Origin of the sequence: Streptomyces ipomoeae 91-03 (genome assembly GCF_000317595.1) — a bacterium.
In the GTDB taxonomy this organism is placed as follows: Bacteria; Actinomycetota; Actinomycetes; order Streptomycetales; family Streptomycetaceae; genus Streptomyces; species Streptomyces ipomoeae.
Genome location: NZ_AEJC01000467.1, coordinates 17,856 through 40,019 on the forward strand (window position 1 = coordinate 17,856; position 22,164 = coordinate 40,019).

A 22,164-nucleotide genomic window follows, 5' to 3' on the forward strand; every position below is an offset into this window, starting at 1 on the left:
TTCTCGGGACGCCTCGCGTTCAGGGGGCGTGGCGGTCGCGGGCGCCGAGTCCCTCGTCGTCCGAGTCCGTCCACAGCGAGTCGTCGTACGGGGTGTCGGGGATGGCGACGAGTTCGGGGCGCTTGGGGGAGGGACCGCCGACGGCGGTCTCGCGCAGCAGCGCGACGCTCTCGCGCAGATGGTCGGCGTCGGTGCGGACGCGACGTATGTCGAGCCCGCCGCTGCCGATCTGCTGTTCCAGGCGCCCCACGGACCGGTACAGGTCGTCGAGGCACCGCTGGACCGATGTCAGTTCATCTTGCACGGACATGACTTGCCCTCACTTCCGCGGGTCGTGGACGCCGAGGCGGCAACGTTCATGCGCCTGCGAGTGTTGCGCGTCACACGTTGTGCTGTGAAGGGATGTGCATCGATTGGCGGATTGCAGGCCTCCCGTGCACGCCCATGCACGCTCGGTGTGCGCCGGGGCCGGTACGGCGCGTCGTGCCGGTGCCCGTGTGGCGTGTCGCGCTGGAGCCGGGTGGGGCGCGTTGCGCCGCACGGGTGGCTTTTCGCTCCCCGTCGCCGTGTCGCCGTCGGTCTGTGCCTCCTTTCCTCTTCAGTGTGTGGCCATAGATCTGATCAGCTCCATATGCACCCAAAAGTGATCATAAACCCCGTTCGCCGGTAGTGCGGCCCACCGGAGGTAGAGAGATGTCCCACGACGGCGTCGGACTGCGCGCGGTCATGCGCTCGGTCGCCTTCCTCACCGCGGGTGCGCTCGCGGTGCCCCTGCTCAGCGCCTGCAGCGAGAAGGACCCGGCGGGCAAGCCCGTCGCCGACCAGGACATCGCCCCGGCCGACCGGGACCTGGTCAGGGACGGCGGCACCCTGCGCTGGGCCGTGGACGCCGTACCGGAGACCCTCAACACCTTCCAGGCGGACGCCGACGCCACCACCTCCCGGGTCGCCGGTGCGGTGCTGCCGTCGATGTACCGCCTCGACGCCAGCGGGCGCCCCCGGCTCAACCCGGACTACCTCGAGTCCGCGAAGATCGTCGAGCGCGAGCCCAAGCAGGTCGTCCTCTACAAGCTCAGCCAGCAGGCCGTCTGGAGCGACGGCCGGGAGATCGGCGCCGCCGACTTCGCCGCGCAGTGGCGGGCCCTGTCCGGCAAGGACTCCGCGTACTGGACGGCCCGGAACGCGGGCTACGAACGCATCGAGAAAGTCGAACGCGGCAGCAACGACCTGGAGGTCCGGGTCACCTTCGCCCGCCCCTACACCGACTGGAAGTCGCTGTTCTCGCCGCTGTACCCGAAGCAGGTGACGGGCACCCCCGACTCCTTCAACGACGGCGCCCGCAGGAAGCTCAAGGTCACCGCCGGGCCCTTCGCGCTGAAGAAGGTCGACCGCAAGGGCGGCGAGATCACCCTCACCCGCAACCCCCGCTGGTGGGGCCGTCCCGCGAAGCTCTCGGAGCTGGTGCTGCGCGCCGTACCGCGCGACGAGCGGGTCGAGGCGCTCGTCGACGACAAGGTCGACGTCGCGGAGGTCGACGCGGCGCAGGCCAAGCGGATCATGCGGGCGGGGGGTGACAGAGGGCGTGCCGGTGCCGGTGCCGGAGCCGGGACTGATGTCCGTGCCGGGGCCGACTCGGGTGCGGGTGCCGGTGCTCCTGGGCCGCTCGCGTACGGCTCCGACGGTGAGCGGCTCAGCCCCGCCGATTCCCTGCGGTCGTGGGCGATCGCGCACGGTTCGGACGAGAAGGCCGCGGACGACGAGATCAGCGCGCGGAAGAAGCGGCGCAAGGCGATCGCCGAGTACACGGCTCAGCAGTCCGCCCTGCGGGACTTCACGGTCCGCCGGTCCCTCGAACCCGCCTTCACCCAGCTCGCCCTCAACGGCTCCGACGGCCCCCTCGCCGACGAACGCGTCCGCCGCGCGGTGGCCCGCGCCCTCGACCGCAAGGAACTCGCCGCCCTCGTCCTGAAGCCCCTGGGCCTGCCCGCCGTCCCCGTCGGCAACCACCTCGCCCTCGCCGGCCAGGCCGCGTACGCCGACAACAGCGGCGCCCTCGGCGACGAGGACACCAAGGAGGCGCGGGCCCTGCTCGCCGACGCCGGATGGGAGCGCGGCGGACCGCTCAAGAAGGAGAAGAAGGCGGCTGGGTCGGAGGGGGAGAAGAACAAGGACGACAAGGACGACAAGGACGACAAGGACGACAAGGGGGCAAAGGGAGGCAAGGAGGCGAAGGGGAAGCGTGACTCCGAGTCCCCCGAGGACGACGGCACGTACATCGTCGGCGAGGACAACAAGCCGTACGACACACACGACACCACCTACGGCGACGAGGCCAAGCACCTGGCCCAGGACGGCAGGCGGTACGCGCCCGGGGGCTCTCCGGGGGCGTACGCGCCGGAGGGGACGCGGGTGCCCGCCGATGCCGCGCGCGGGCCGCTGGTCAAGAACGGCAAGCCGCTGACGCTCCGCTTCGTGCTGCCGTCCGGCCCCGGCACGGAGTCGCTGCGGACCGTCGGGAAACGCATCGCCGCCATGCTGGAGCGGATCGGGATCCACGCGAAGATCTCCAAGGTCGCCGACGAGAGCTACTTCAAGGACCACATCGCCAACGGGCAGTACGACCTCGCCCTCTACTCCTGGCCCACCTCCGCGTACCCGGCCACCGACGCCCGGCCGATCTACGCGAAGCCGGTGCCGGCGGCGGACGGCTCGCTGATCGTCGAGCAGAACTACACCCGGGTCGGCACGGACCAGGTGGACCAGCTCTTCGACCAGGCGGTCTCCACTCTCGACGAGTCCGAGACCCGCTCCCTGATCCGCAAGGCCGACGCCCGCATCTGGGCCGCCGCCGGCTCCATCCCCCTCTACCAACGCCCCCAGCTCATCGCCACCCGCACCAACCTCGCCAACACCGGCGCCTTCGGCTTCCAGACACCGGTGTACGAGGACATGGGCTTCCTGCGGAAGCCCGGACGACACGCACCGAACCGCCCCCGGCCGTAGGCGGTGGCAGGTTCCCCGCGCCCCGTGAGGGGCGCGGGGCAGTGTGGGACATGCGGCTCCGCCGCGATGGGGGTCCCTCCCGCTCGAGCGAAGTCGAGAGTGGGGGAGCGACCAGCCCACGAGCAGCCGCACCCGCCCACGCACAGGCACCCGGCAGACGAGTCCGCGCCGCCCAGGACCAGCCGCACCCGCCCACGCACAGGCACAGGCACCCGGCAGACGAGTCCGCGCCGCCCAGGACCAGCCGCACCCGCCCACAGCACTGCCGAGTACCTCACAATCCCGGCCCCCGCGAGCCTCCCGGCCGAGCCCAGCGGCAGCGGCCCCGTACCATGGGGTGAGGCCGTGGCGTGTCCAGCCCGGCAGGGCCCGCGTAACACAGACGTACGCAGCAGGGCCGTCCTCACACTCCGGGAGAACGCCGCAATATGGCTGTGACCACACGTCACGACATCCGCAATGTCGCCATCGTCGCCCACGTCGACCACGGCAAGACGACCATCGTCGACGGCATGCTGAAGCAGGCCGGTGCCTTCGCCGCCCACCAGCTCGACTCCGTCGACGACCGCATGATGGACTCGAACGACCTGGAGCGTGAGAAGGGCATCACGATCCTCGCCAAGAACACGGCGGTGAAGTACCACCCGAAGGACGGCGGGGACCCGATCACGATCAACATCATCGACACCCCCGGCCACGCCGACTTCGGTGGCGAGGTCGAGCGCGGTCTGTCGATGGTGGACGGCGTCGTGCTGCTCGTCGACGCCTCCGAGGGCCCGTTGCCGCAGACCCGCTTCGTGCTGCGCAAGGCGCTCCAGGCCCGGCTGCCCGTCATCCTGTGCATCAACAAGACGGACCGCCCGGACGCCCGGATCGACGAGGTCGTCAACGAGACGTACGACCTGTTCCTCGACCTGGACGCCGACGAGGACCAGATCGAGTTCCCCATCGTCTACGCGTGTGGCAGGGACGGCGTCGCCTCGCTCACCAAGCCCGAGAACGGCACGGTCCCGTCCGACTCCACCAGCCTGGAGCCGTTCTTCTCGACCATCCTGGAGCACATCCCGGCGCCGACGTACGACGAGACCGCCCCGCTCCAGGCGCACGTCACCAACCTGGACGCCGACAACTTCCTCGGCCGTATCGCGCTGCTGCGCGTGCAGCAGGGCGAGCTGAAGAAGGGGCAGACCGTCGCCTGGATGAAGCGCGACGGGTCCGTCAGCAATGTGCGCATCTCCGAGCTGATGATGACCGAGGCGCTCACGCGCAAGCCCGCCGAGAAGGCCGGGCCCGGTGACATCTGCGCCGTCGCCGGTATCCCGGACATCATGATCGGCGAGACGCTCGCCGACCCGGAGAACCCGGTCGCGCTCCCGCTCATCACGGTGGACGAGCCGGCGATCTCCATGACCATCGGCACCAACACCTCCCCGCTGGTCGGCCGCGGCGGCACCGGCAAGGGCGCCGACGCGAAGGCGGCGGTCAAGGACCGCAAGGTGACCGCCCGTCAGGTGAAGGACCGGCTCGACCGTGAGCTGATCGGTAACGTCAGCCTCCGCGTCCTCGAAACCGACCGCCCCGACGCCTGGGAGGTCCAGGGCCGCGGTGAACTGGCCCTCGCCATCCTCGTCGAGACCATGCGCCGCGAGGGCTTCGAGCTGACCATCGGCAAGCCGCAGGTGGTCACCAAGGAGGTCGACGGCAAGGTCTACGAGCCGGTCGAGCGCATGACGATCGACGTGCCCGAGGAGCACATGGGTGCCGTCACGCAGTTGATGGGTGTGCGCAAGGGGCGGATGGACAACATGTCCAACCACGGCTCGGGTTGGGTCCGTATGGAGTTCGTCGTGCCCTCGCGCGGTCTCATCGGCTTCCGTACGGAGTTCCTGACCCAGACCCGGGGCACGGGCATCGGGCACTCCATCCACGAGGGCTTCGAGCCCTGGTTCGGCACGCTCCAGACCCGTAACAACGGCTCGCTCGTCGCCGACCGCGCCGGTGCCGTCACCGCGTTCGCGATGACGAACCTTCAGGAGCGCGGTGTGCTCTTCGTGGAGCCGGGCACCGAGGTGTACGAGGGCATGATCGTCGGTGAGAACTCCCGCTCCGACGACATGGACGTCAACATCACCAAGGAGAAGAAGCTGACGAACATGCGGTCCTCGACCGCTGACGTCGCCGAGTCCATCGTCCCGCCGCGCAAGCTGTCGCTGGAGCAGTCCCTGGAGTTCTGCCGCGACGACGAGTGCGTCGAGGTGACCCCCGAGGCCGTACGCATCCGCAAGGTGAACCTGGACGCCCGTGAGCGCGCCCGCGCCGCCAGCCGCGCCAAGCACGGCTGATCCGCGCTGGTCTGACGCTTCGACAACCGCCTTCCGGGAAGCCCCGGTCCCCCGCCGTACGGGGGGACCGGGTTTCCGGCGTGCCCGCATCGGGTACACATTGTGTCCCCATGTGGGGGAGTTCGATCCAGCGGCCCGAACTGTTCGCTTCGCTGTCTGCGTGCTGTGAAGCGCTGTTCGGATATCGGTGATCCGGCGATCAAGTTTCGGACATGTAAACAAAAATCCCTGCTTAAATGTCCGTTTCGCGAAGTCTATGGTTCACCTGTCAAGCGCGCTTAGGTGTCAATCTTTGCAATTTTTGCTCAAAATATGGACGGTAGGGAGATCCCTATGTCTTCCGCCCTTGACGCGCGTTGACCGCCTTGGCGAAAGTTCCCCCAAACCACAGAACCCGCCGGTATCTGTGCTGCGCTCAACTCTCCAACCCCCCGGGGGAAGAACAGACATGACAAGTCCAACCAAGGCCGAGGGCTCCGGGTCCGCGGTCGCCTTGGACCCCGAGCTCGAGGCGACCCCCGAGGGCGCCAAGGGTGAGAAGAAGCTTGAGGGCCGTTCCCCCGGGCAGTTGATGTGGCAAAGGTTCAAGCGTGACCGTACTGGAGTTGTCTCCGCGTGCGTAGTGCTTTTCTTCTTCGTGGTCGCCGCGCTCGCGCCGGTCATCTCGAAGCTGTACGGCAAGGACCCGTACACGCTGTACGCGCAGGAGCCCGACTACCCGTTCCTGCTCGACGACTTCGCGATGCCCACCGGCTCCTTCGGCGGCATGTCCGGTGACTTCTGGTTCGGTGTCGAGCCCAAGCTGGGGCGCGATGTGTTCACCATGCTGCTGTACGGCATGCGGACCTCGCTCTACATGGCGGTGATCGTCACCCTGGCCAGCGTCATCACCGGCGTCCTCGTCGGCATGGTCGGCGGCTACTTCGGCGGTCGTGTCGACTACTGGGTGGGCCGGATCACCGACTTCTTCCTCGGCTTCCCGCAGCAGCTGTTCTTCATCGCCTTCATGCCCGTCGTCACCGCGCTGTTCGTCGACCCGCGCGACGAGACGCCGACCTATCTGCGGGCCGTGGCCATCATCCTCGTGATGTGGTTCCTCGGCTGGATGGGCCTGGCCCGTCTGGTCCGCAGCTCGGTGCTCTCGCTGCGCGAGCGCGAGTTCGTGGAGGCGGCCAAGGTGTCCGGGGCCTCGCCCTGGCGCATCGTGCGCAAGGAGATCCTGCCGAACATCGTCACCCCGATCCTGGTGCAGGGCACGTACATCCTGCCCAGCACGATCCTCTCCATCGCCTTCCTCTCCTTCGTCGGTGTCGGCTTCGTCGAGCCCACCCCCGACTGGGGCCGCATGTTCGCCATCGGCGCCGACGTCTACGAGCAGGACCCGATGTTCATGTTCTTCCCGGGCGTGGCGATGGTGATCTTCGTGCTCTGCTTCAACCTTCTCGGCGACTCCGTCCGGGACGCATTCGACCCCAAGACCGGACGGTAATCGTCCATTGGTGGGTGGGGGGACTGCCACCCCCGATCCGGGCTCACCCGGGCCGTCAGGCAGTACTCGTGGACAACTATCGACAGGTAGGTGCATTGGCATCATGAAGCCCATCAGAAACCGCACCACGCGCGCCGTGGCCGTCGCCCTCGTGGCCGGCTCGCTGGCGCTCGCCGGCTGCGCGGACAACGGCAAGAGCAACACCAAGGACACTTCCAAGTCCAAGAAAGACGCCGCCGAGCAGTCGAAGCCTGTCGCCTACGGTGACGCCGCGGCGTCCACCGGCCCGGCCAAGGAGATCAAGGGCGCCAAGTCCGGCGGCGTCATCAACGTCTACGCGCAGTCGGACATGACCCACATGGACCCGGGTCAGATCTACGTCTCCGACGCCGGCCAGCTCGCCAACCTGCTGCACCGCGGTCTGACGAACTACCAGGAGGACGACAAGGGCAACCTGACGGTCGTCGGTGACATCGCCACCGACTCCGGCAAGTCCTCCGACGGCGGCAAGACCTGGACGTACACGCTCAAGGACGGCATCAAGGACGAGGACGGCAACGCCATCACCTCGGCCGACGTCCGCCACACCATCGAGCGCCAGTACGCCAAGTTCATCTTCGACGGCCCGACCTACATCCAGAGCTGGCTGTCGGGCTCCGACTACCGCAAGGCGCTGCCGGACGGTCCGTTCAAGGGCAAGCACCTGCCGGACTCCGTCCTGGAGACCCCGGACGACAAGACGGTCGTCTTCCACTTCGACCAGCCGCGCCCGGACCTCCCGCAGGCCCTGGCCATGGCCGGCTACGCCATCGTGCCCGAGAAGCAGGACACGAAGGAGAAGTACGACAAGGCCCCGGCCGCCCTCGGCCCGTACAAGATCTCCGAGTACAAGCCGGGCAAGTCGCTGACCCTGGTCAAGAACGACCAGTGGGACCCGAAGACGGACTCGGTGCGTCACCAGTACGTCGACGGTTACAACTTCACCACCACCATCGACCAGGCCAGCCAGACCAAGCGTCTGATCGCCGACCAGGGCGAGGCCAAGAACGCCATCCAGTTCACGGACTCCGTGGACCCGGCGCAGATGTCGACGGTCATCGGCAACCCCGCGACGAGGAAGCGCACGATCCAGGGCTACCAGCCCTACGTGTGGCAGATGACCTTCAACCTCGACAGCGCCAACATGAAGGACAAGAAGGTCCGCGACGCGATCACCTACGCGATCCCGTCCCAGGCCATGGTCCAGGCCGACGGCGGTCGCTACGGCGGTGAGGTCGCCGGCGGTCTGATGGCGCCGACCCTGCCGGGCTACGACCCGTCCTACGACCCGTTCGGCAAGACCAAGAAGCCCAACGGTGACCTGGACAAGGCCAAGGAGCTGCTGAAGGAGGCGGGTGTCAAGAAGGGCACCAAGCTCACCTACGCCTACTCCAACACCCCGCGCGGCCAGGCCCAGATGGTGATCATCAAGGACACGCTGGGCAAGCTCGGCTACGACGTCCAGGCCAAGGAGATCGACCGGGCCAGCTTCTACGAGCAGGTCGGCAAGCTGGACAACCCGTACGACCTCTACATGACCGGCTGGGGCCAGGACTGGTCCTCCCCGTCCACGGTCATCACCCCGGTCTACGACGGCACGCTCGTCGCCGACGGTGGCTCGAACTACTCGCACATCAAGGACGACAAGGTCGACGTCCTCATCAAGAAGGCGCTGACCGAGCAGCCCGAGGCCGCGGCCAAGACGTGGGAAGAGGCTCACCACCGCATCGTGGAGGAGATCAACCCGGCCGCCCCGGTCTACTACTCGAAGCAGATCCAGCTCTTCGGATCGAACATCGGTGGTGCCCGGTACAGCACGGAGTCGAGCTACATCGACATCAACGACCTGTTCCTGAAGCAGCCGTAATCCGTCAGCCCGGCTGATCCGCGGGGGTGTGCGCCAGGCGGAGCGCACCCCCGCGGTCGGTACCACCCCCTCCGACCGCCGAGTTCCGAAGAGAGCATCCACCCGCCATGCTTCAGTTCCTCATCCGCAGGCTGATCGGCGCCGTCGTCATCATGTTCCTGATCGGCGCCTTCACGTTCTTCCTCTTCTATACGATCCCCCAAGACTTCGCGCAGCTGTCCTGCGGCAAGAACTGCTCCCCCGAGAACATCGCGGTCATCAGAGAGAACCTCGGTCTCGACAAGCCCATCACCACGCAGTTCTGGCAGTTCATGTCCGGCATCGTCGTCGGCCGCGACTTCGCGGTGGGGCACTGCTCCGCGCCGTGCCTGGGTGTGTCGTTCCAGAGCGGCGAGTTCGTCTGGGACTCCATCGTCGACCGCTTCCCGCTCACCCTGTCGCTGACCATCGGCGGCCTGATCATCTTCCTGATCCTGGGCCTCGGCTCCGGTCTGCTCGCCGCCTGGAAGCGCGGCACCCCGGTCGACAAGGCCGTCAGCGGCGCCTCGATGGTGCTCAGCTCGTTCCAGATCTACTTCCTCGGCCCGATCGTCCTCGGCATCTTCGTCTACAGCACCGGCTGGATGGAGAGCCCCAAGTACGTGCCGTTCACCGAGGACCCGGCGGGCTGGTTCATGGGCCTGCTGATCCCCTGGGCCGTGATGGCGACCATCTTCACCGCGCAGTACACGCGTATGGCCCGCTCGACCATGATCGAGCAGCTCTCGGAGGAACACGTCCGCACCGCCCGGGCGAAGGGCATGCCTCAGCGGTACGTATTCTTCCGTTATGCCTGGCGTGGTTCGCTGATTCCGATCGTCACCATCATCGGCATGGACCTGAGCGCGCTCCTGTCCGGCGCGGTGGTCACGGAGTTCACCTTCGACCTGGCCGGCATCGGGCGTCTCGCGGTCGAGTCCTCGACCGACAAGGACATCCCGCTGACGATGGGCGTGATGCTGTTCGGCGCCTTCTTCATCCTGATGCTGAACATCATCGTGGACATCGCCTACGCCTACATCGACCCGCGCGTGCGCCTCAGCTAGGAGAAATACCGTGACCACTCTGACCAAGACCGAAGGCGAGAAGGCCCCGACCGGGCCGGAGGCCTTCCTCTCGGTCCGCGACCTGCGGGTGCGGTTCTCCACCGAGGACGGCATTGTCAAGGCCGTCGACGGGCTCTCCTTCGACGTCGAGCGCGGCAGGACGCTGGGCATCGTGGGCGAGTCGGGCTCCGGCAAGTCCGTGACCAACCTGACGATCCTCGGTCTGCACAACCCCAAGACCACCACGGTCGAGGGCGAGATCGTCTTCGACGGGCAGGAGCTCGTCACCGCCAAGGAGAAGGAGCTGGAGCAGCTCCGCGGCAACAAGGTCGCGATGATCTTCCAGGACCCGCTGACGGCGCTCTCGCCGTACTACACGGTGGGCCGGCAGATCGCCGAGCCGTTCATGAAGCACACCGGCGCCTCCAAGAAGGAGGCCCGGCAGCGGGCCATCGAGATGCTGACCAAGGTCGGCATCCCGCAGCCCCAGACGCGCGTGGACGACTACCCGCACCAGTTCTCCGGCGGTATGCGCCAGCGCGCCATGATCGCCATGGCCCTGGTCTGCGACCCCGACCTGCTGATCGCCGACGAGCCGACGACCGCCCTCGACGTGACCGTCCAGGCGCAGATCCTCGACCTGCTCAAGGACCTCCAGCAGGAGTTCGGCTCCGCGATCATCTTCATCACCCACGACCTCGGCGTGATCTCCGACATGGCCGACGACCTGCTGGTGATGTACTCCGGCCGGGCCGTGGAGCGCGGCAGCGTCCGCGAGGTGCTGCGCGACCCCAAGCACCCCTACACCTGGGGTCTGCTCAGCTCGATGCCCCGCCTCGGCGGCGACACCAGCCAGGCGCTCACGCCGATCCCCGGCTCCCCGCCCAGCCTGCTCAACCCGCCCTCCGGCTGCCCGTTCCACCCGCGCTGCGCCTTCACAGGCGAGGTCTCGGGCAACCGGTGCAGCACCGAGCGACCGCCGCTCGGCGCGGGTCGGGCCTCCGCCTGCCATCTGTCGGCGGAGCAGAAGCAGACCATCTTCATCGACAAGATCCAGCCGCGGCTGCGCTAGGGAGAACCGAGACATGAGCGACAACCTCACCCTCCCCGAGCAGCAGGACGCCAAAGACGCCTCGGCCGAAACGCTCCTCAAGGTCGAGGGCCTGACGAAACACTTCCCCATCTACGGCGGCTTCCCGATCAAGCGCAAGGTCGGTGCCGTGCAGGCGGTCGACGGCATCGACCTGACCGTCGGCGTCGGCGAGAGCGTCGGCCTGGTCGGCGAGTCCGGTTGCGGCAAGTCCACCACCGGGCGGCTGATCACGCGTCTGCTGGAGCCCACCGGCGGCAGGATCACCTACAAGGACCAGGACATCACCCACGCCTCGCGCAAGCAGCTGGCGCCGGTGCGGTCCGAGATCCAGATGATCTTCCAGGACCCGTACTCCTCCCTCAACCCGCGGCAGACGGTCGGCACGATCATCAAGTCGCCGATGGAGGTCAACGGGATCAACCCCGAGGGCGGGCGGGAGAAGAAGGTCCGCGAGCTGCTGGAGCTGGTCGGCCTCAACCCCGAGCACTACAACCGTTTCCCGCACGAGTTCTCCGGCGGTCAGCGTCAGCGCATCGGGGTCGCCCGCGCGCTCGCCCTGAACCCGAAGCTGATCGTGGCGGACGAGCCGGTGTCGGCGCTCGACGTGTCGATCCAGGCGCAGGTCGTCAACCTGCTCCAGAAGGTCCAGGACGAGCTGGGCATCGCCTTCCTCTTCATCGCCCACGACCTCGCCATCGTCCGGCACTTCTCCAAGCGCGTCGCGGTCATGTACCTCGGCAAGGTCGTCGAGGTCGGCGACCGGGAGTCGATCTACACCCGGCCCCGCCACCCCTACACCCACGCCCTCCTGTCCGCCGTCCCCGAGGTGACGCTGGCCGACGAGGTCGACGACAAGGAGCGCATCCGGCTCTCCGGCGACGTCCCCTCGCCGATCTCGCCGCCCTCCGGCTGCCGCTTCCGCACCCGCTGCTGGAAGGCGCAGGACAAGTGCGCCACCGAGGAGCCGCCGCTGCTCCAGCTCTCCGGCAACCACGACGGCCATCTGACGGCCTGCCACTTCCCGGAGGACCCGACGACCGAGGCCCGGGTCGAGGACGTAGTCCTCGACCCGGCGCTCAAGGCGCTGGAGGACAGCGCGGCGGACGAGTCCGGGGCGAAGGTCACCAAGGACTGACCGTTCGTGCTCTCGCTCGACGCGGGGCCTGCCGTACGACAGTGACATCGCTGGCGCGCGGCGGGCCCTGTAGCGTTTTCAGCGACTCCGGGGACCGGCGACGTGTCCTCGGGCGCCGACGATCTGATGCGGGGGCGACGGGTGGCAGACGACGGGGCGATGGCAGCCGCCGTGCTGTTCGACGTGGACGGGGTGCTCATCGACACCGCCGACGCGCACGGGAGGGTGTGGCGGGCCTGGGCGCGGGCTCGGGGGCTGGACCCCGAGGCGGTGTGGCTGGCCACGCAGGGGAGGCGGCGGGCCGACATCCTGCGGCTGGTGGCGCCCGGGCGTGACCCCGTCGAGGAACACCGGGCGCTGGACCGGCTGATGGCGGCGGAGGAACCCGGGTTCCGGGCCTTCCCCGGAGCCGCCGGGCTGCTGCGCGCGCTGCCGGCGGGGCGGTGGGCCGTCGTCACCTCCAGCCGTGCCGAGCCGACCGCGGCCCGGCTCGCCCGTACGGGGCTGGTCGTGCCGGAGGTACGGGTGTGCGCCGAGGATGTGTCCGAGGGGAAGCCGTCCCCCGAGGGGTACCTCACCGCCGCGGCCCGACTGGGCGTCGACCCGGCCCGCTGCCTGGTGGTCGAGGACGCGCCGGCGGGCGTGGCGGCGGGGCTCGCGGCCGGATGCGTGGTGTACGCGGTGGCGTCCACGCATCGCGCCGAGGAACTCGGGGACGCGCATGCGTGTTTCGGGTCCCTGGAGGAGGCGGCGGGGGCCGTACTGGGGGCGATGGCCGGGGGCGGGGGCGGGGGCGGGGGCGAGGGGGCGTGGACGGGGGCGTAGGCGCAGGGGCGTCGACGGGGACGGGGACGGGGACGGAACCGTGGGTGGAGATGTGGGCGTGGTGGGAGGGGGAGGGGTGGGGACGTGAGGCGGGGTGCACCCGCGCATGTGAGCCGTGCCTCCGAGAAACGTTCTGTCTCGTCGTACGCCCGTCATGAGGAGTGACCTCGACATGCCCGAGCCGGATGACCTGCGCAGCCACGATCTCTCCCTGCTCGCCGGGCCCTCCGCCCAGGACCTGGACTCCGCCGAGGGCATCCTCGGCCTGCTGACCGGCTGGGCGGCGGAACGACTGCGGCTGGCGCGCGAGGCCGCCGAGCCGGACCCCGAACTGGTCGCCCGCTGGGCCACGGAGAGCCAGAGGTACGCCGAACTGCTGCGCGGGGTGCGGAAGATGAGCCCCGAGGAACTGCGACGCGTGGTGGAGGAGCACGGCCCGGCGGCCCGACGGGCCGTGGAGGAGGGACGATGACGGGGGAGAGAGCCGCGGGGGCACAGCCGGGGCAGGAACCTTCCCGACCTGGACGACAGCCTCCGGGGCCCCAGCCGGGGTCTGCGGGATCGGGGGTGCAGGCTTCGGGGTCTCAGCCGGGGTCTGCGGGATCGGGGGTGCAGGCTTCGGGGCCCCAGCCGGGGTCTGCGGGATCGGGGGTGCAGGCTTCGGGGTCCCAGCCGGGGCCTGCGGGGTCGGGGCCGCAGGCTTCGGGGTCTCAGCCGGGGCCTCCGGGATCGGGGCCGCAGGCTCCAGGGCCCCAGCCGCAGGCTTCGGAGTCCCGGTCGCAGGCCTCGGAACCCCGTTCGTCGGTGCCGGAGTTGGATCCCTTGCGGCACGCTCTCTCGCCCGAGCGGCATGACCAGGTGTATCGGGAGGTCATCGCGCCGGCCGTGCTGGTCGGTGAGGAGTCCGCGCGGCCCAGGGTGATCGTGCTCGGTGGGCAGCCGGGGTCGGGCAAGTCCAGTGTCGCCCGTGCGCTGCTCGGCGACCGGGAGGTCGTGAAGATCTCCAGCGACGGCATCCGTGAACTGCACCCCAAGTGGACCGAGTTGCTGCGCGCCGACGACACCACGGCCGGCTTCTACACCCATCACGACGCCCGGGCCTGGGTGGAGACCGCGATCGGCGAGGCCATCGACCGGCGGCTCGACGTGCTGTTCGACACCGCGCAGGACGACCCCGAGCGCACCCGGCGGCTGCTGAACCAGTTCCGCGAGGCCGGGTACGAGGTCGACGTGGTGTTCGTCGCCGGCGGTTCCGCGCTGAGCCGGCTCGGAGTCCTGGAGCGGTACCACACCGACCGGTTGGCCCAGGGCGGCGCTCGTTTCGTGGAGGACCCCGACCGCTCGTTCCCCGGCGTCATCGCCAGCGCGCAGGTCATCGACGCGGAGCGGCTCGCGGACTCGGTGACCGTCTACCGCCGCGACGGCACCGCCCTCCACCACAACACCCTCGGCCCCGACGGCGACTGGACCCGCCCCACCGGCACGGACGGCGCCCTGCTCGCGGAACGCGAACGCCCCTGGACGCAGGCCGAGTCGGAGTGGTTCGCCGATACCGCCGAGAAGCTCGCCAAGGTCAAGCCGGAGGAGCTGGGCGAGCCGATCCAACCTCGCTGGCGAGAGCTGGTCTCCGACGCGATCGCCGCCGCCCAGCCGTACGCCCACCCGTCGGTGTCCGACCGCCTGACGGCGCTGCGCACGAGCCTCCGGACGGCACCGAGCGCGCCGGAGGCCACCTCGGCCGCACCCGCCATTCCCGGCGCGGCGCCCACGGGACCCACCGCTCCCGGCGCCTCCCCGGCCGCACCCACCACCCCCGGTATCTCCTCGGCGGCCACGCTGCGGTCACGGGGCGTGTCTCCGAACACCGCACCGGGGGTGCCCAGGACGCCGGGAGCACCGGGGACACCGGGCACCTCCCAGTCCCCCAACCGCCCTCCCACCACCCCGCCGCCCCACAACAACCCGGGCCCCAACCGGAGCCGCTGAGCCCCTGCCTGAGCGTGATATGGCCCGATATCGTCCGATAGTGGATCGGCACCCCGGCGCTGGAGGAATGCGCGCCGAGATCATCCTCGCCGACGAACCGGTCTCCGCGCTCGGCGTCTCCGCCCAGGTCCAGGTGATCAACCTGATGGAGCGGCTCCAGGGGGAGTTCGGGCTGTCGTAGGTGTTCATCGCGCACGACCTGTCGATCGTGCGGCACGTCTCCGATGGGGTCGGGGTGATGTACCTCGGGCGGATCGTCGAGATCGGCCGCGACGCCGAGATCCACCCCCAGGAGAGGTGCGCGTCGGAGACGCCGATGCCGGCGGTGCCCGCGGAGTTCCCGCACACCACCGGGCCGGCGGCCCATGACACCGCCTGCCATTTCGCGCAGGCCGTACCCATGAGGCGCTCCGCGCCGGGGCGGGTCGTACCGCCGGAGGAGCCCGGCCGGTAATCCGGCGAGGACCCCGGACGATCGCGGCGACGAGGGACGATAATCGCATAAATGGGCCCCAACCGCGTTAACACGCAGGCAACTTGGCTGACCTCGTTCCGATATACGGACGCGCGAACCTAAAACGCGTACGGCCGTGCGGGTGCCGTAGACGGGCCGGGGCGCGCCATGTCTCCCCGGCCCGTCGCCGTGCCTACTGCGGCCCCAGCGAGCGCTTCAGGAAGTCCACCTGAAGCAGCAGCAGGTTCTCCGCGACCTGCTCCTGCGGGGTCATGTGCGTGACCCCGGAGAGTGGCAGCACCTCGTGCGGGCGTCCGGCTGCCAGGAGGGCGGAGGACAGGAGCAGGGCGTGGGCGAAGACCACGTTGTCGTCGGCGGTGCCGTGCACGATCATCAGCGGGCGGTGCGGTTCGGCGGGCGCGGACAGCCCCGCGTCGGTCACCAGCGAACTCTTGGCGTACGTCTTTGGGGTCGCCGTCGGATCGCCCAGGTACCGCTCCGTGTAGTGCGTGTCGTACAGCCGCCAGTCGGTGACGGGGGCGCCCGCGATGCCGGCGTGGAAGACGTCCGGGCGGCGCAGTACGGCCAGGGCCGCCAGATAGCCGCCGTACGACCAGCCGCGGATCGCCACCCGGGACAGATCGAGCGGGTGCGACTTCGCGAGGTCGTGCAGGGCGTCGATCTGGTCGTCGAGGGAGAGGGTGAAGTCGTTGTGGACGGCCTTCTCCCAGGCGGGGGAGCGGCCGGGGGTGCCGCGTCCGTCGGCGACCACCACCGCGAAACCCTGGTCGGCGAACCACTGCGACGTGAGGTGTGGGTTGTGCGCGGCCAGTACCCGGGGGCCGTGCGGACCGCCGTAGGGGTCCATGAGGACCGGCAGGGGAGTGTCGCCGTCGTAGTCCGTAGGCATAAGCAGGGCGCACGGTACGCGGCGTGCGCCCCCCTGTGTGAGCCGCACGCGCGGGGAGAAACCGGGATCTTCCGCACAAGACGCCACCGTCGCCACACGCGTGCCGTCCCGCAGCACCTGCACTCGGGCCCCCGGCTTGTCCGGAACGGCGGAGACGAGTACGGTCACGCCCCCGGCACGCACCGCCGAGTGCACGCCGGGTTCCCGTGACACACGCTCCACGCCCAGCTCGTTCACACGGTAGACGTGCACCTCGCCGATCTCCGGCTCGCCGGCCGCCTCGCCCGCCGAGGCCGAGATCAGCACGTCGTCGTCCGAGATGTCCAGCACCGCGCGGACATGCAACTGCGGCCCGGTCAGCGGGCGTTCGCCGACCGCCAGCACCCGCGCGCCGCCCTCGTCCGCGACACGCACGAGCTGCCCCGACGGACTCCATGACGGCACCCCGGGGAAAAGTTCAAGCCAATGTGGATCTTCGTCGGCGTGCACCATCCGGGTCGACCCGGTGTCGGGGTCCACGGCCAGGAACAGCTGGCTGCGCTGGTCCCGCGCCTGCACCAGGATCAGCGGCGCACCCGCCGCTGACCAGTGCACATGCGCCAGATATGGATAGCGCGCCCGGTCCCACACGACCTCCGTACGGGTTCCGGAGAGGTCGGTCACGAACAGTCGGACGTCCGCGTTGGCGGTGCCGGCCGCCGGATACGCCACCCGCTGCGGTTCCCTTTCCGGCTGCGCGGGGTCCGAGATCCACCATCGGCGCACCGGCGTGTCGTCCACGCGCGACACGAGCAGCCGGTCCGACTCGGGCGACCACCAGAAGCCCCGCGAGCGGCCCATCTCCTCGGCCGCGATGAACTCCGCCAGGCCATGCGTGACGTTCTCCGTGCCCTCCTCGGTGAGGGCCAGATCGTTGCCGCCCTCCGCCTCCACGACCCGCAGACCGCCCCGGGCGACGTAGGCGACGTACCGGCCGTCGGGGGAGGGTCGGGGGTCGATCACCGGTCCGGGGACGTCGAGTTCACGGGCCGTCCCGGCCCGCAGCTCGGCCACGAAAAGCCGCCCTGACAAGGCGAAAGAGGCCAACTCCACGGCTGTGTCGGTGGCGTAGCCGACGATCCCGGCGCCGCCCTCACGGCTGCGTTCGCGGCGCGCCCGCTCCTCGGCCGACAGCTCCTCCGCGGAGCCGCCGAGCAGCGCGCCGGGGTCGGCGGCGACCCTTCCCCAGCCTTCGGCCGGGGGGACCCCCGTCTCGCTCCGCTCGCCCTCCGGAACGTCCAGCACCCACAGTTTGTTGGCCCGGTCGGTGCCGGACGAGGAGCGCAGGAACACCACTCGGGAACCGTCGGGAGCGACGGAGAACGCACGCGGCGCGCCGAGACTGAAACGCTGTGTCCGGGCGTGCCGACGGGGAAAGGACTCGGGCTCGGTCGTCATCCCTCGACCATATTGGCCATGCGCCCCCTTGTGCGGCCGTGCGCCGATCGATGCGCGCGTTTGGATAGTTATGATCACTACCGCTGAGTGGGTATGAACCTGCTGGCCGCTGTATCGATTTACAACTGCGTCACCCTCGTCATGGATTGACAACTGCTTCGCTCCCCAGGTCCCAGGGAACTTATTGGAGGTGAGCCGCCGTGGCACTCTCGATTTCGGCGGTGGTGCTGCTGGCGATCATCGTCTTCATCCTGATCAAGAAGTCAGGGCTGAAGGCACCACACGCGATCATCTGTATCCTGCTCGGCTTCTACCTCGCCTCCTCGACCATCGCGCCGACGATCAGCGAGCTGACGACCAACATCGCGGGCATGATCGGCAGTATCAAGTTCTGACACCTCCGCCCACCTCCGACGCCCCCGGCCACCTCTGACATCTCCGACCGCCGGGGGCCGTCCCCTGCCCCCGCGGCCTGCCCGTTCCTGTGAATGCCCACGTCCGGCACAGGTAGGGTCCGGGGCCTCGTAGGGTGGGCCCCATGACGGATCTGCCCTCCCCCAGCCTTCGGCCGGGGGGACCCTCATCTCGCTCCGCTCGCCGACTGCTCCTGGTGCACGCGCACCCGGACGACGAGTCGATCAACAACGGCGCGACCATGGCCAAGTACGCGGCCGAGGGCGCCCGTGTGACGCTGGTGACCTGCACCCTCGGCGAGGAGGGCGAGGTCATCCCGCCCCGCCTCGCCCATCTCGCGCCCGACCGCGACGACGCGCTGGGCCCGCACCGAGTGGGCGAGCTGGCCGAGGCCATGAAGGAGCTCGGCGTTTCCGACCACCGCTTCCTCGGCGGCCCCGGCCGTTACCGCGACTCCGGCATGATGGGCGTCGAGCAGAACGAACGCCCCGGCTCCTTCTGGACCGCCGACGTCGACGAGGCCGCCGCCCACCTGGTCGAGATCATCCGCGAGGTACGCCCCCAGGTCCTCGTCACCTACGACCCCAACGGCGGCTACGGCCACCCCGACCACATCCAGGCCCACCGCGTCGCCATGCGCGCCGCCGACCTGAGCCCCGACCCGGACTTCCGCCCCGACCTGGGCGAGCCCTGGGAGATCGCCAAGGTCTACTGGAACCGCATGCCGCGCGGAGTGATCCTGGAGGGCTTCGGCCGTCTCCGCCAGGACCTCGCCGAACCCGGACGGCTCTCCTTCGAGCAGGCCGCCGCCGTCACCGAGGTACCCGGAGTGGTCGACGACCACATCGTCACCACCGAGATCGACGGCACCGACTTCGCGGCAGCGAAGGCCGCCGCGATGCGTGCACACGCCACCCAGATCGTGGTCGCCGAGCCGTACTTCGCCCTCTCCAACAAGCTGGCGCAGCCCCTCCTCACCACCGAGTACTACGAGCTGGTGCGCGGTCGGCGCGAAGGAGGGGGCCGGGAGAACGACTTGTTCGAGGGAGTTCCCGGGGTTTCTTTCGAGGGCGATCAGAACGGAACGGGCGTTTGATGCGTACGACTGTGTATGGCGAACGAACGGTGCCCGTGGGCGATGGCCGAGAGGCGGGCGAGCGATGAAGTCGACGGACGGACACCCGCCCGGGCAAGGCAGCGCCCTCGCCCGGCCGTTGACCCTGCCCCGGCTCGGCCGGAGTGCCGCTCTCCTGGGGCTCCTGGTGCTGGGAGCCGTGGTCGGAGTGGCCGGGTGCCTGGTCCAAGCCGCCTGGTTCCCCGGCGGTTTGCTCCTCGCACTGCTCGGTGCGGCCGGGCTCTTCCTGGGCGGCGCCCGGGCGACGGGCTCCCGATCGGGGGCCGTTGCGCCCGCCGCGGGCTGGATGGTCTCCGTCATCCTGCTCACCGCCACCCGGCCGGAGGGAGACTTCCTCTTCGCCGCGGGAGTGGGCTCGTATCTCTTCCTGCTCGGTGGCATGGCGGTCGCTGTGATGTGCGCCACCCTTGGCTGGGGGCGGCAACCGACCGGGCCCGGCGCCCGACTTGGGAAGTGACGACCACTTCGCCGCAGTACGCAGGTGCGGGTCCCGTGTGGGTTTCCCCCTCGGTCGTGGGATACGCGCCGGAAGTGGCCAGTATGGTGGTGCGCGCCGCCGAGCTGTCCGCTGAGTTGAGGTCGTGACGGGCGGCGGAGCAAACCGGGAGAACCTGCCTTGAGTCGTGAAACTGACACTTCGTCCTCCGGGGCCCATGGGCGCGGCAGCACCGCGTACCCGTCGGGGACACCGCCGTACGGCACGCCCGCGGCCACCGACAACGGCGCCGACACGGCCCGGCCGGGCGCCGGCGAGCGGCCGGACGGGCCCAAGACCGAGACCACGCTGACGACGCGGGTCCGGATCAACATCCCCGGGTCACGCCCCATCCCGCCCGTCGTCGTCCGCAAGCCGGTCGGCGAGGGAGCGGCGGACGACGCCGGGTCCGAGTCGGAGACCACCGGCACCACGGCCATGCCCGTGCTGACGGACCCCCCGGCCCCCGCGCCGGAACCGGCCCCGGCGGCCGAGGACAGGCCGACGAGCGACTGGTTCGCGCCACGCAAGGCCTCTGCCGCGCCCAAGGGGACGAGCGGCGGCGCCGGCAATGGCGCCGGGTTCACCACGGGCCCGGCACCCACTCCGGGCTCCGGCGCGCCGGGCGGCTCCGTCCCGGGCCCCCGCCCCGGCGGCGGCAACGGCGCAGGTCCGCTGGCCGGTGGCCCCGGCGGCGCCCGGCCCGGCGCCCCGCGCCCCGGCATGGGCGGCGGCTCCCGGCCCGGCGGTACGAACGGCGCCGGGCTCCCCGGTGCCACCGGCGCCGGACCGGTGGCTCCCGGCCACGGCGGCGGCACCGGCTCCTTCGACGTCTCGGCCGCGCTCGCCGCCACCAAGTCCGAGCGCGAGGAGCTGCCGTACTTCTCCGACAACGGCGCCGGGCACGGCCCCTCCGGACCGAACGGCCACTCCGGCCCCGCGGGCCCGACCACCGGTCCCGTCACCGGCGACAGCCCGCTCGGCCCGCCCGCCACCCCGGGCGATCCCTTCGCCCGTCCCGGTGCGGACTTCTCCAGCCCCGGTGCGGACTTCTCCAGCCCCGGCGCGGACTTCTCCAGCCCGGGCGCCGACTTCTCCCACTCCGGCGGCCTCAGCGACGACACCGCGATCCTCACCCCGCAGCGGCCCGCCCCCGAGCCCGGCGGCCAGGGCTACGGCGGCTCCGGCTCCGCCCTGGACAACCCCTCCGGGCACACCCTGACCAGTGGCATCCCCGTGGTGCCGCCGAACACCCAGGGCGCCCCGTTCGGCCCGGGCGACGGCGCGACCCGGCACACGCCGCCGAAGCTGCCCGATCCCGGCCCGCAGCAGAAGCCCAGCGGGGCGAAGGACGGGAAGTCGGCCAAGCCCGCCAAGCCGGCCAAGAAGAAGGGCCGCAGCAAGCTCGGGATGCTCGTCGGCGGTGTCGTCGTCCTCGGCGGCGGTGTCTACGGCGCCGGACTCCTCATGAACCACTCCGACGTCCCCAAGGGCACCACCGTGCTCGGGGTCGACATCGGCGGCGGCACCCGCGACGAGGCCGTCAACAAGCTCGACGAGGCCTTCGAGGACCGTGCGGAGTCGGCGCTGAAGCTGAACGTCGACGGCGAGACGATCTCCCTCAGGCCGGACCAGGCCGGACTCCAGTTCGACATGCAGGACACGGTCCGCGCCGCCGCCGTCAGCGACTACAACCCCGTCTCCGTGATCGGCTCCCTCTTCGGCCAGAAGCGGGTCGTCGAGCCCGTCATGCCCGTCGACAAGGAGAAGCTCCAGGCCGCCCTCCAGCGCGCCGCGGGCAGCTCCGGCACGGCGAGCGACGGCACCGTCAAGTACGAGCCGGGCAAGGCCGTCGCCGTCTACGGCAAGGAGGGCAAGGGCATCGACGCCACCGGGTCCGTCACGGCCGTCGAGGAGGCGTACCGCACCCTGGTCGAGACCGGCAAGGCCGACGCCGTGAACCTCCCGACCAAGACCCAGGAGCCGTCGGTCGACAAGGCCGAGGTCGACCGGTTCATGAAGGAGTTCGCCGAGCCGGCGATGTCCGCCACCGTCACCGTCCAGACGGACGCCGCGCACAGCATCCAGCTGAGCCCGCAGAACTCCCTGTGGAAGTTCCTCACCGTCAAGGCCGTCGACGGCAAGCTCGTCGACTCCTACAACGAGAAGGCCCTCAAGGAGCTCTACGGCGGCACCTTCGACGAGGTCCTGATCACCCGAGCCACCGGCGAGAAAACCCCGGTCACGGTGGAGGACGTCTACGGCGCGCTGCGCTTGGCGTTGAGGAGCAAGACGGACAGGGTCGCGGTCATCGAGACGAACCCGAGCTGACCGCTCCGCCGGGGTCGAGCCGTGTGCGCCGTTGGGGTGCGGGCTGTTCTCCGGCCGCGGGCCCGATGTGGCTGGTCGCGTAGTTCCCCGCGCCCCTCACGGGGCGCAGCGGCACCCTGTCGGCGCCGGTGAGCGAAACCCGCC

16 protein-coding genes and 1 pseudogene are annotated in these 22,164 nt (G+C 70.0%); 15 read left to right on the plus strand and 2 right to left on the minus strand.

Annotated features, from left to right (window positions below; all coding sequences use genetic code 11):
* Positions 1-19: 19 nt before the first annotated feature.
* Entirely contained in the window at positions 20-310 is a 291-nt protein-coding gene (locus tag STRIP9103_RS30555; RefSeq protein ID WP_009326892.1) for a hypothetical protein, read from the minus strand.
* Positions 311-693: 383 nt separating this feature from the next.
* Between STRIP9103_RS30555 and STRIP9103_RS30560 the strand changes: the two genes are divergently transcribed.
* The 11 genes and pseudogenes from STRIP9103_RS30560 to STRIP9103_RS30610 all read left to right on the plus strand — a co-directional run.
* Entirely contained in the window at positions 694-3,003 is a 2,310-nt protein-coding gene (locus tag STRIP9103_RS30560; protein ID WP_009326859.1) for an ABC transporter family substrate-binding protein, read from the plus strand.
* 434 nt (positions 3,004-3,437) lie between these two features.
* The gene (gene typA, locus STRIP9103_RS30565) at positions 3,438-5,345 is read left to right on the plus strand and encodes a translational GTPase TypA (RefSeq protein ID WP_048821292.1); all 1,908 of its coding nucleotides are present in this window, start codon (positions 3,438-3,440) and stop codon (positions 5,343-5,345) included.
* Between the two features lie 448 nt (positions 5,346-5,793).
* Complete coding sequence (locus tag STRIP9103_RS30570; RefSeq protein ID WP_009326872.1) at positions 5,794-6,834, plus strand: ABC transporter permease; 1,041 nt, start codon at positions 5,794-5,796, stop codon at positions 6,832-6,834.
* A 103-nt stretch (positions 6,835-6,937) separates the two neighbouring features.
* Positions 6,938-8,740 (plus strand): ABC transporter substrate-binding protein, encoded by a 1,803-nt coding sequence (locus tag STRIP9103_RS30575; RefSeq protein ID WP_009326885.1) that lies wholly within the window; start codon positions 6,938-6,940, stop codon positions 8,738-8,740.
* Positions 8,741-8,847: 107 nt separating this feature from the next.
* The gene (locus tag STRIP9103_RS30580; protein WP_009326879.1) at positions 8,848-9,825 is read left to right on the plus strand and encodes an ABC transporter permease; all 978 of its coding nucleotides are present in this window, start codon (positions 8,848-8,850) and stop codon (positions 9,823-9,825) included.
* 10 nt (positions 9,826-9,835) lie between these two features.
* The gene (locus STRIP9103_RS30585) at positions 9,836-10,897 is read left to right on the plus strand and encodes an ABC transporter ATP-binding protein (RefSeq protein WP_009326893.1); all 1,062 of its coding nucleotides are present in this window, start codon (positions 9,836-9,838) and stop codon (positions 10,895-10,897) included.
* Between the two features lie 13 nt (positions 10,898-10,910).
* The gene (locus tag STRIP9103_RS30590) at positions 10,911-12,053 is read left to right on the plus strand and encodes an ABC transporter ATP-binding protein (RefSeq protein WP_009326855.1); all 1,143 of its coding nucleotides are present in this window, start codon (positions 10,911-10,913) and stop codon (positions 12,051-12,053) included.
* Positions 12,054-12,155: 102 nt separating this feature from the next.
* Complete coding sequence (locus tag STRIP9103_RS30595) at positions 12,156-12,878, plus strand: HAD-IA family hydrolase (protein WP_009326854.1); 723 nt, start codon at positions 12,156-12,158, stop codon at positions 12,876-12,878.
* A 172-nt stretch (positions 12,879-13,050) separates the two neighbouring features.
* On the plus strand, positions 13,051-13,350 hold the full coding sequence (locus STRIP9103_RS30600; protein ID WP_009326875.1) for a hypothetical protein: 300 nt from the start codon (positions 13,051-13,053) through the stop codon (positions 13,348-13,350).
* A gap of 350 nt (positions 13,351-13,700) precedes the next feature.
* The gene (locus STRIP9103_RS30605; RefSeq protein WP_048821286.1) at positions 13,701-14,864 is read left to right on the plus strand and encodes a zeta toxin family protein; all 1,164 of its coding nucleotides are present in this window, start codon (positions 13,701-13,703) and stop codon (positions 14,862-14,864) included.
* A gap of 67 nt (positions 14,865-14,931) precedes the next feature.
* Positions 14,932-15,318, plus strand: a pseudogene (locus STRIP9103_RS30610) (peptide ABC transporter ATP-binding protein); the annotation flags it as partial.
* Positions 15,319-15,511: 193 nt separating this feature from the next.
* Here STRIP9103_RS30610 and STRIP9103_RS30615 read toward each other — a convergent pair.
* The gene (locus tag STRIP9103_RS30615; RefSeq protein ID WP_048821287.1) at positions 15,512-17,665 is read right to left on the minus strand and encodes a prolyl oligopeptidase family serine peptidase; all 2,154 of its coding nucleotides are present in this window, start codon (positions 17,663-17,665) and stop codon (positions 15,512-15,514) included.
* Positions 17,666-17,865: 200 nt separating this feature from the next.
* Between STRIP9103_RS30615 and STRIP9103_RS30620 the strand changes: the two genes are divergently transcribed.
* From STRIP9103_RS30620 to STRIP9103_RS30635, 4 genes are all read left to right on the plus strand, one after another.
* Positions 17,866-18,060 (plus strand): hypothetical protein, encoded by a 195-nt coding sequence (locus STRIP9103_RS30620; protein ID WP_005480627.1) that lies wholly within the window; start codon positions 17,866-17,868, stop codon positions 18,058-18,060.
* Positions 18,061-18,203: 143 nt separating this feature from the next.
* Positions 18,204-19,175 (plus strand): N-acetyl-1-D-myo-inositol-2-amino-2-deoxy-alpha-D-glucopyranoside deacetylase, encoded by a 972-nt coding sequence (mshB, locus tag STRIP9103_RS30625; RefSeq protein WP_009326864.1) that lies wholly within the window; start codon positions 18,204-18,206, stop codon positions 19,173-19,175.
* A 64-nt stretch (positions 19,176-19,239) separates the two neighbouring features.
* A complete protein-coding gene (locus tag STRIP9103_RS30630) occupies positions 19,240-19,671 on the plus strand; it encodes a DUF6113 family protein (protein ID WP_009326869.1) in 432 nt (143 codons plus the stop codon).
* A 159-nt stretch (positions 19,672-19,830) separates the two neighbouring features.
* Positions 19,831-22,020, plus strand: a complete 2,190-nt coding sequence (locus STRIP9103_RS30635) for a hypothetical protein (RefSeq protein ID WP_009326878.1) — start codon at positions 19,831-19,833, stop codon at positions 22,018-22,020.
* Positions 22,021-22,164: the final 144 nt, after the last annotated feature.

Bases quoted from the DNA above. Each gene is read 5' to 3' on its own strand.
- STRIP9103_RS30555 (WP_009326892.1), bottom strand. From the start codon at position 310: ATGTCCGTGCAAGATGAACTGACATCGGTCCAGCGGTGCCTCGACGAC.
- STRIP9103_RS30560 (WP_009326859.1), top strand. From the start codon at position 694: ATGTCCCACGACGGCGTCGGACTGCGCGCGGTCATGCGCTCGGTCGCC.
- STRIP9103_RS30570 (WP_009326872.1), top strand. From the start codon at position 5,794: ATGACAAGTCCAACCAAGGCCGAGGGCTCCGGGTCCGCGGTCGCCTTG.
- STRIP9103_RS30575 (WP_009326885.1), top strand. From the start codon at position 6,938: ATGAAGCCCATCAGAAACCGCACCACGCGCGCCGTGGCCGTCGCCCTC.
- STRIP9103_RS30580 (WP_009326879.1), top strand. From the start codon at position 8,848: ATGCTTCAGTTCCTCATCCGCAGGCTGATCGGCGCCGTCGTCATCATG.
- STRIP9103_RS30590 (WP_009326855.1), top strand. From the start codon at position 10,911: ATGAGCGACAACCTCACCCTCCCCGAGCAGCAGGACGCCAAAGACGCC.
- STRIP9103_RS30600 (WP_009326875.1), top strand. From the start codon at position 13,051: ATGCCCGAGCCGGATGACCTGCGCAGCCACGATCTCTCCCTGCTCGCC.
- STRIP9103_RS30615 (WP_048821287.1), bottom strand. From the start codon at position 17,665: ATGACGACCGAGCCCGAGTCCTTTCCCCGTCGGCACGCCCGGACACAG.
- mshB (WP_009326864.1), top strand. From the start codon at position 18,204: ATGACGGATCTGCCCTCCCCCAGCCTTCGGCCGGGGGGACCCTCATCT.
- STRIP9103_RS30630 (WP_009326869.1), top strand. From the start codon at position 19,240: ATGAAGTCGACGGACGGACACCCGCCCGGGCAAGGCAGCGCCCTCGCC.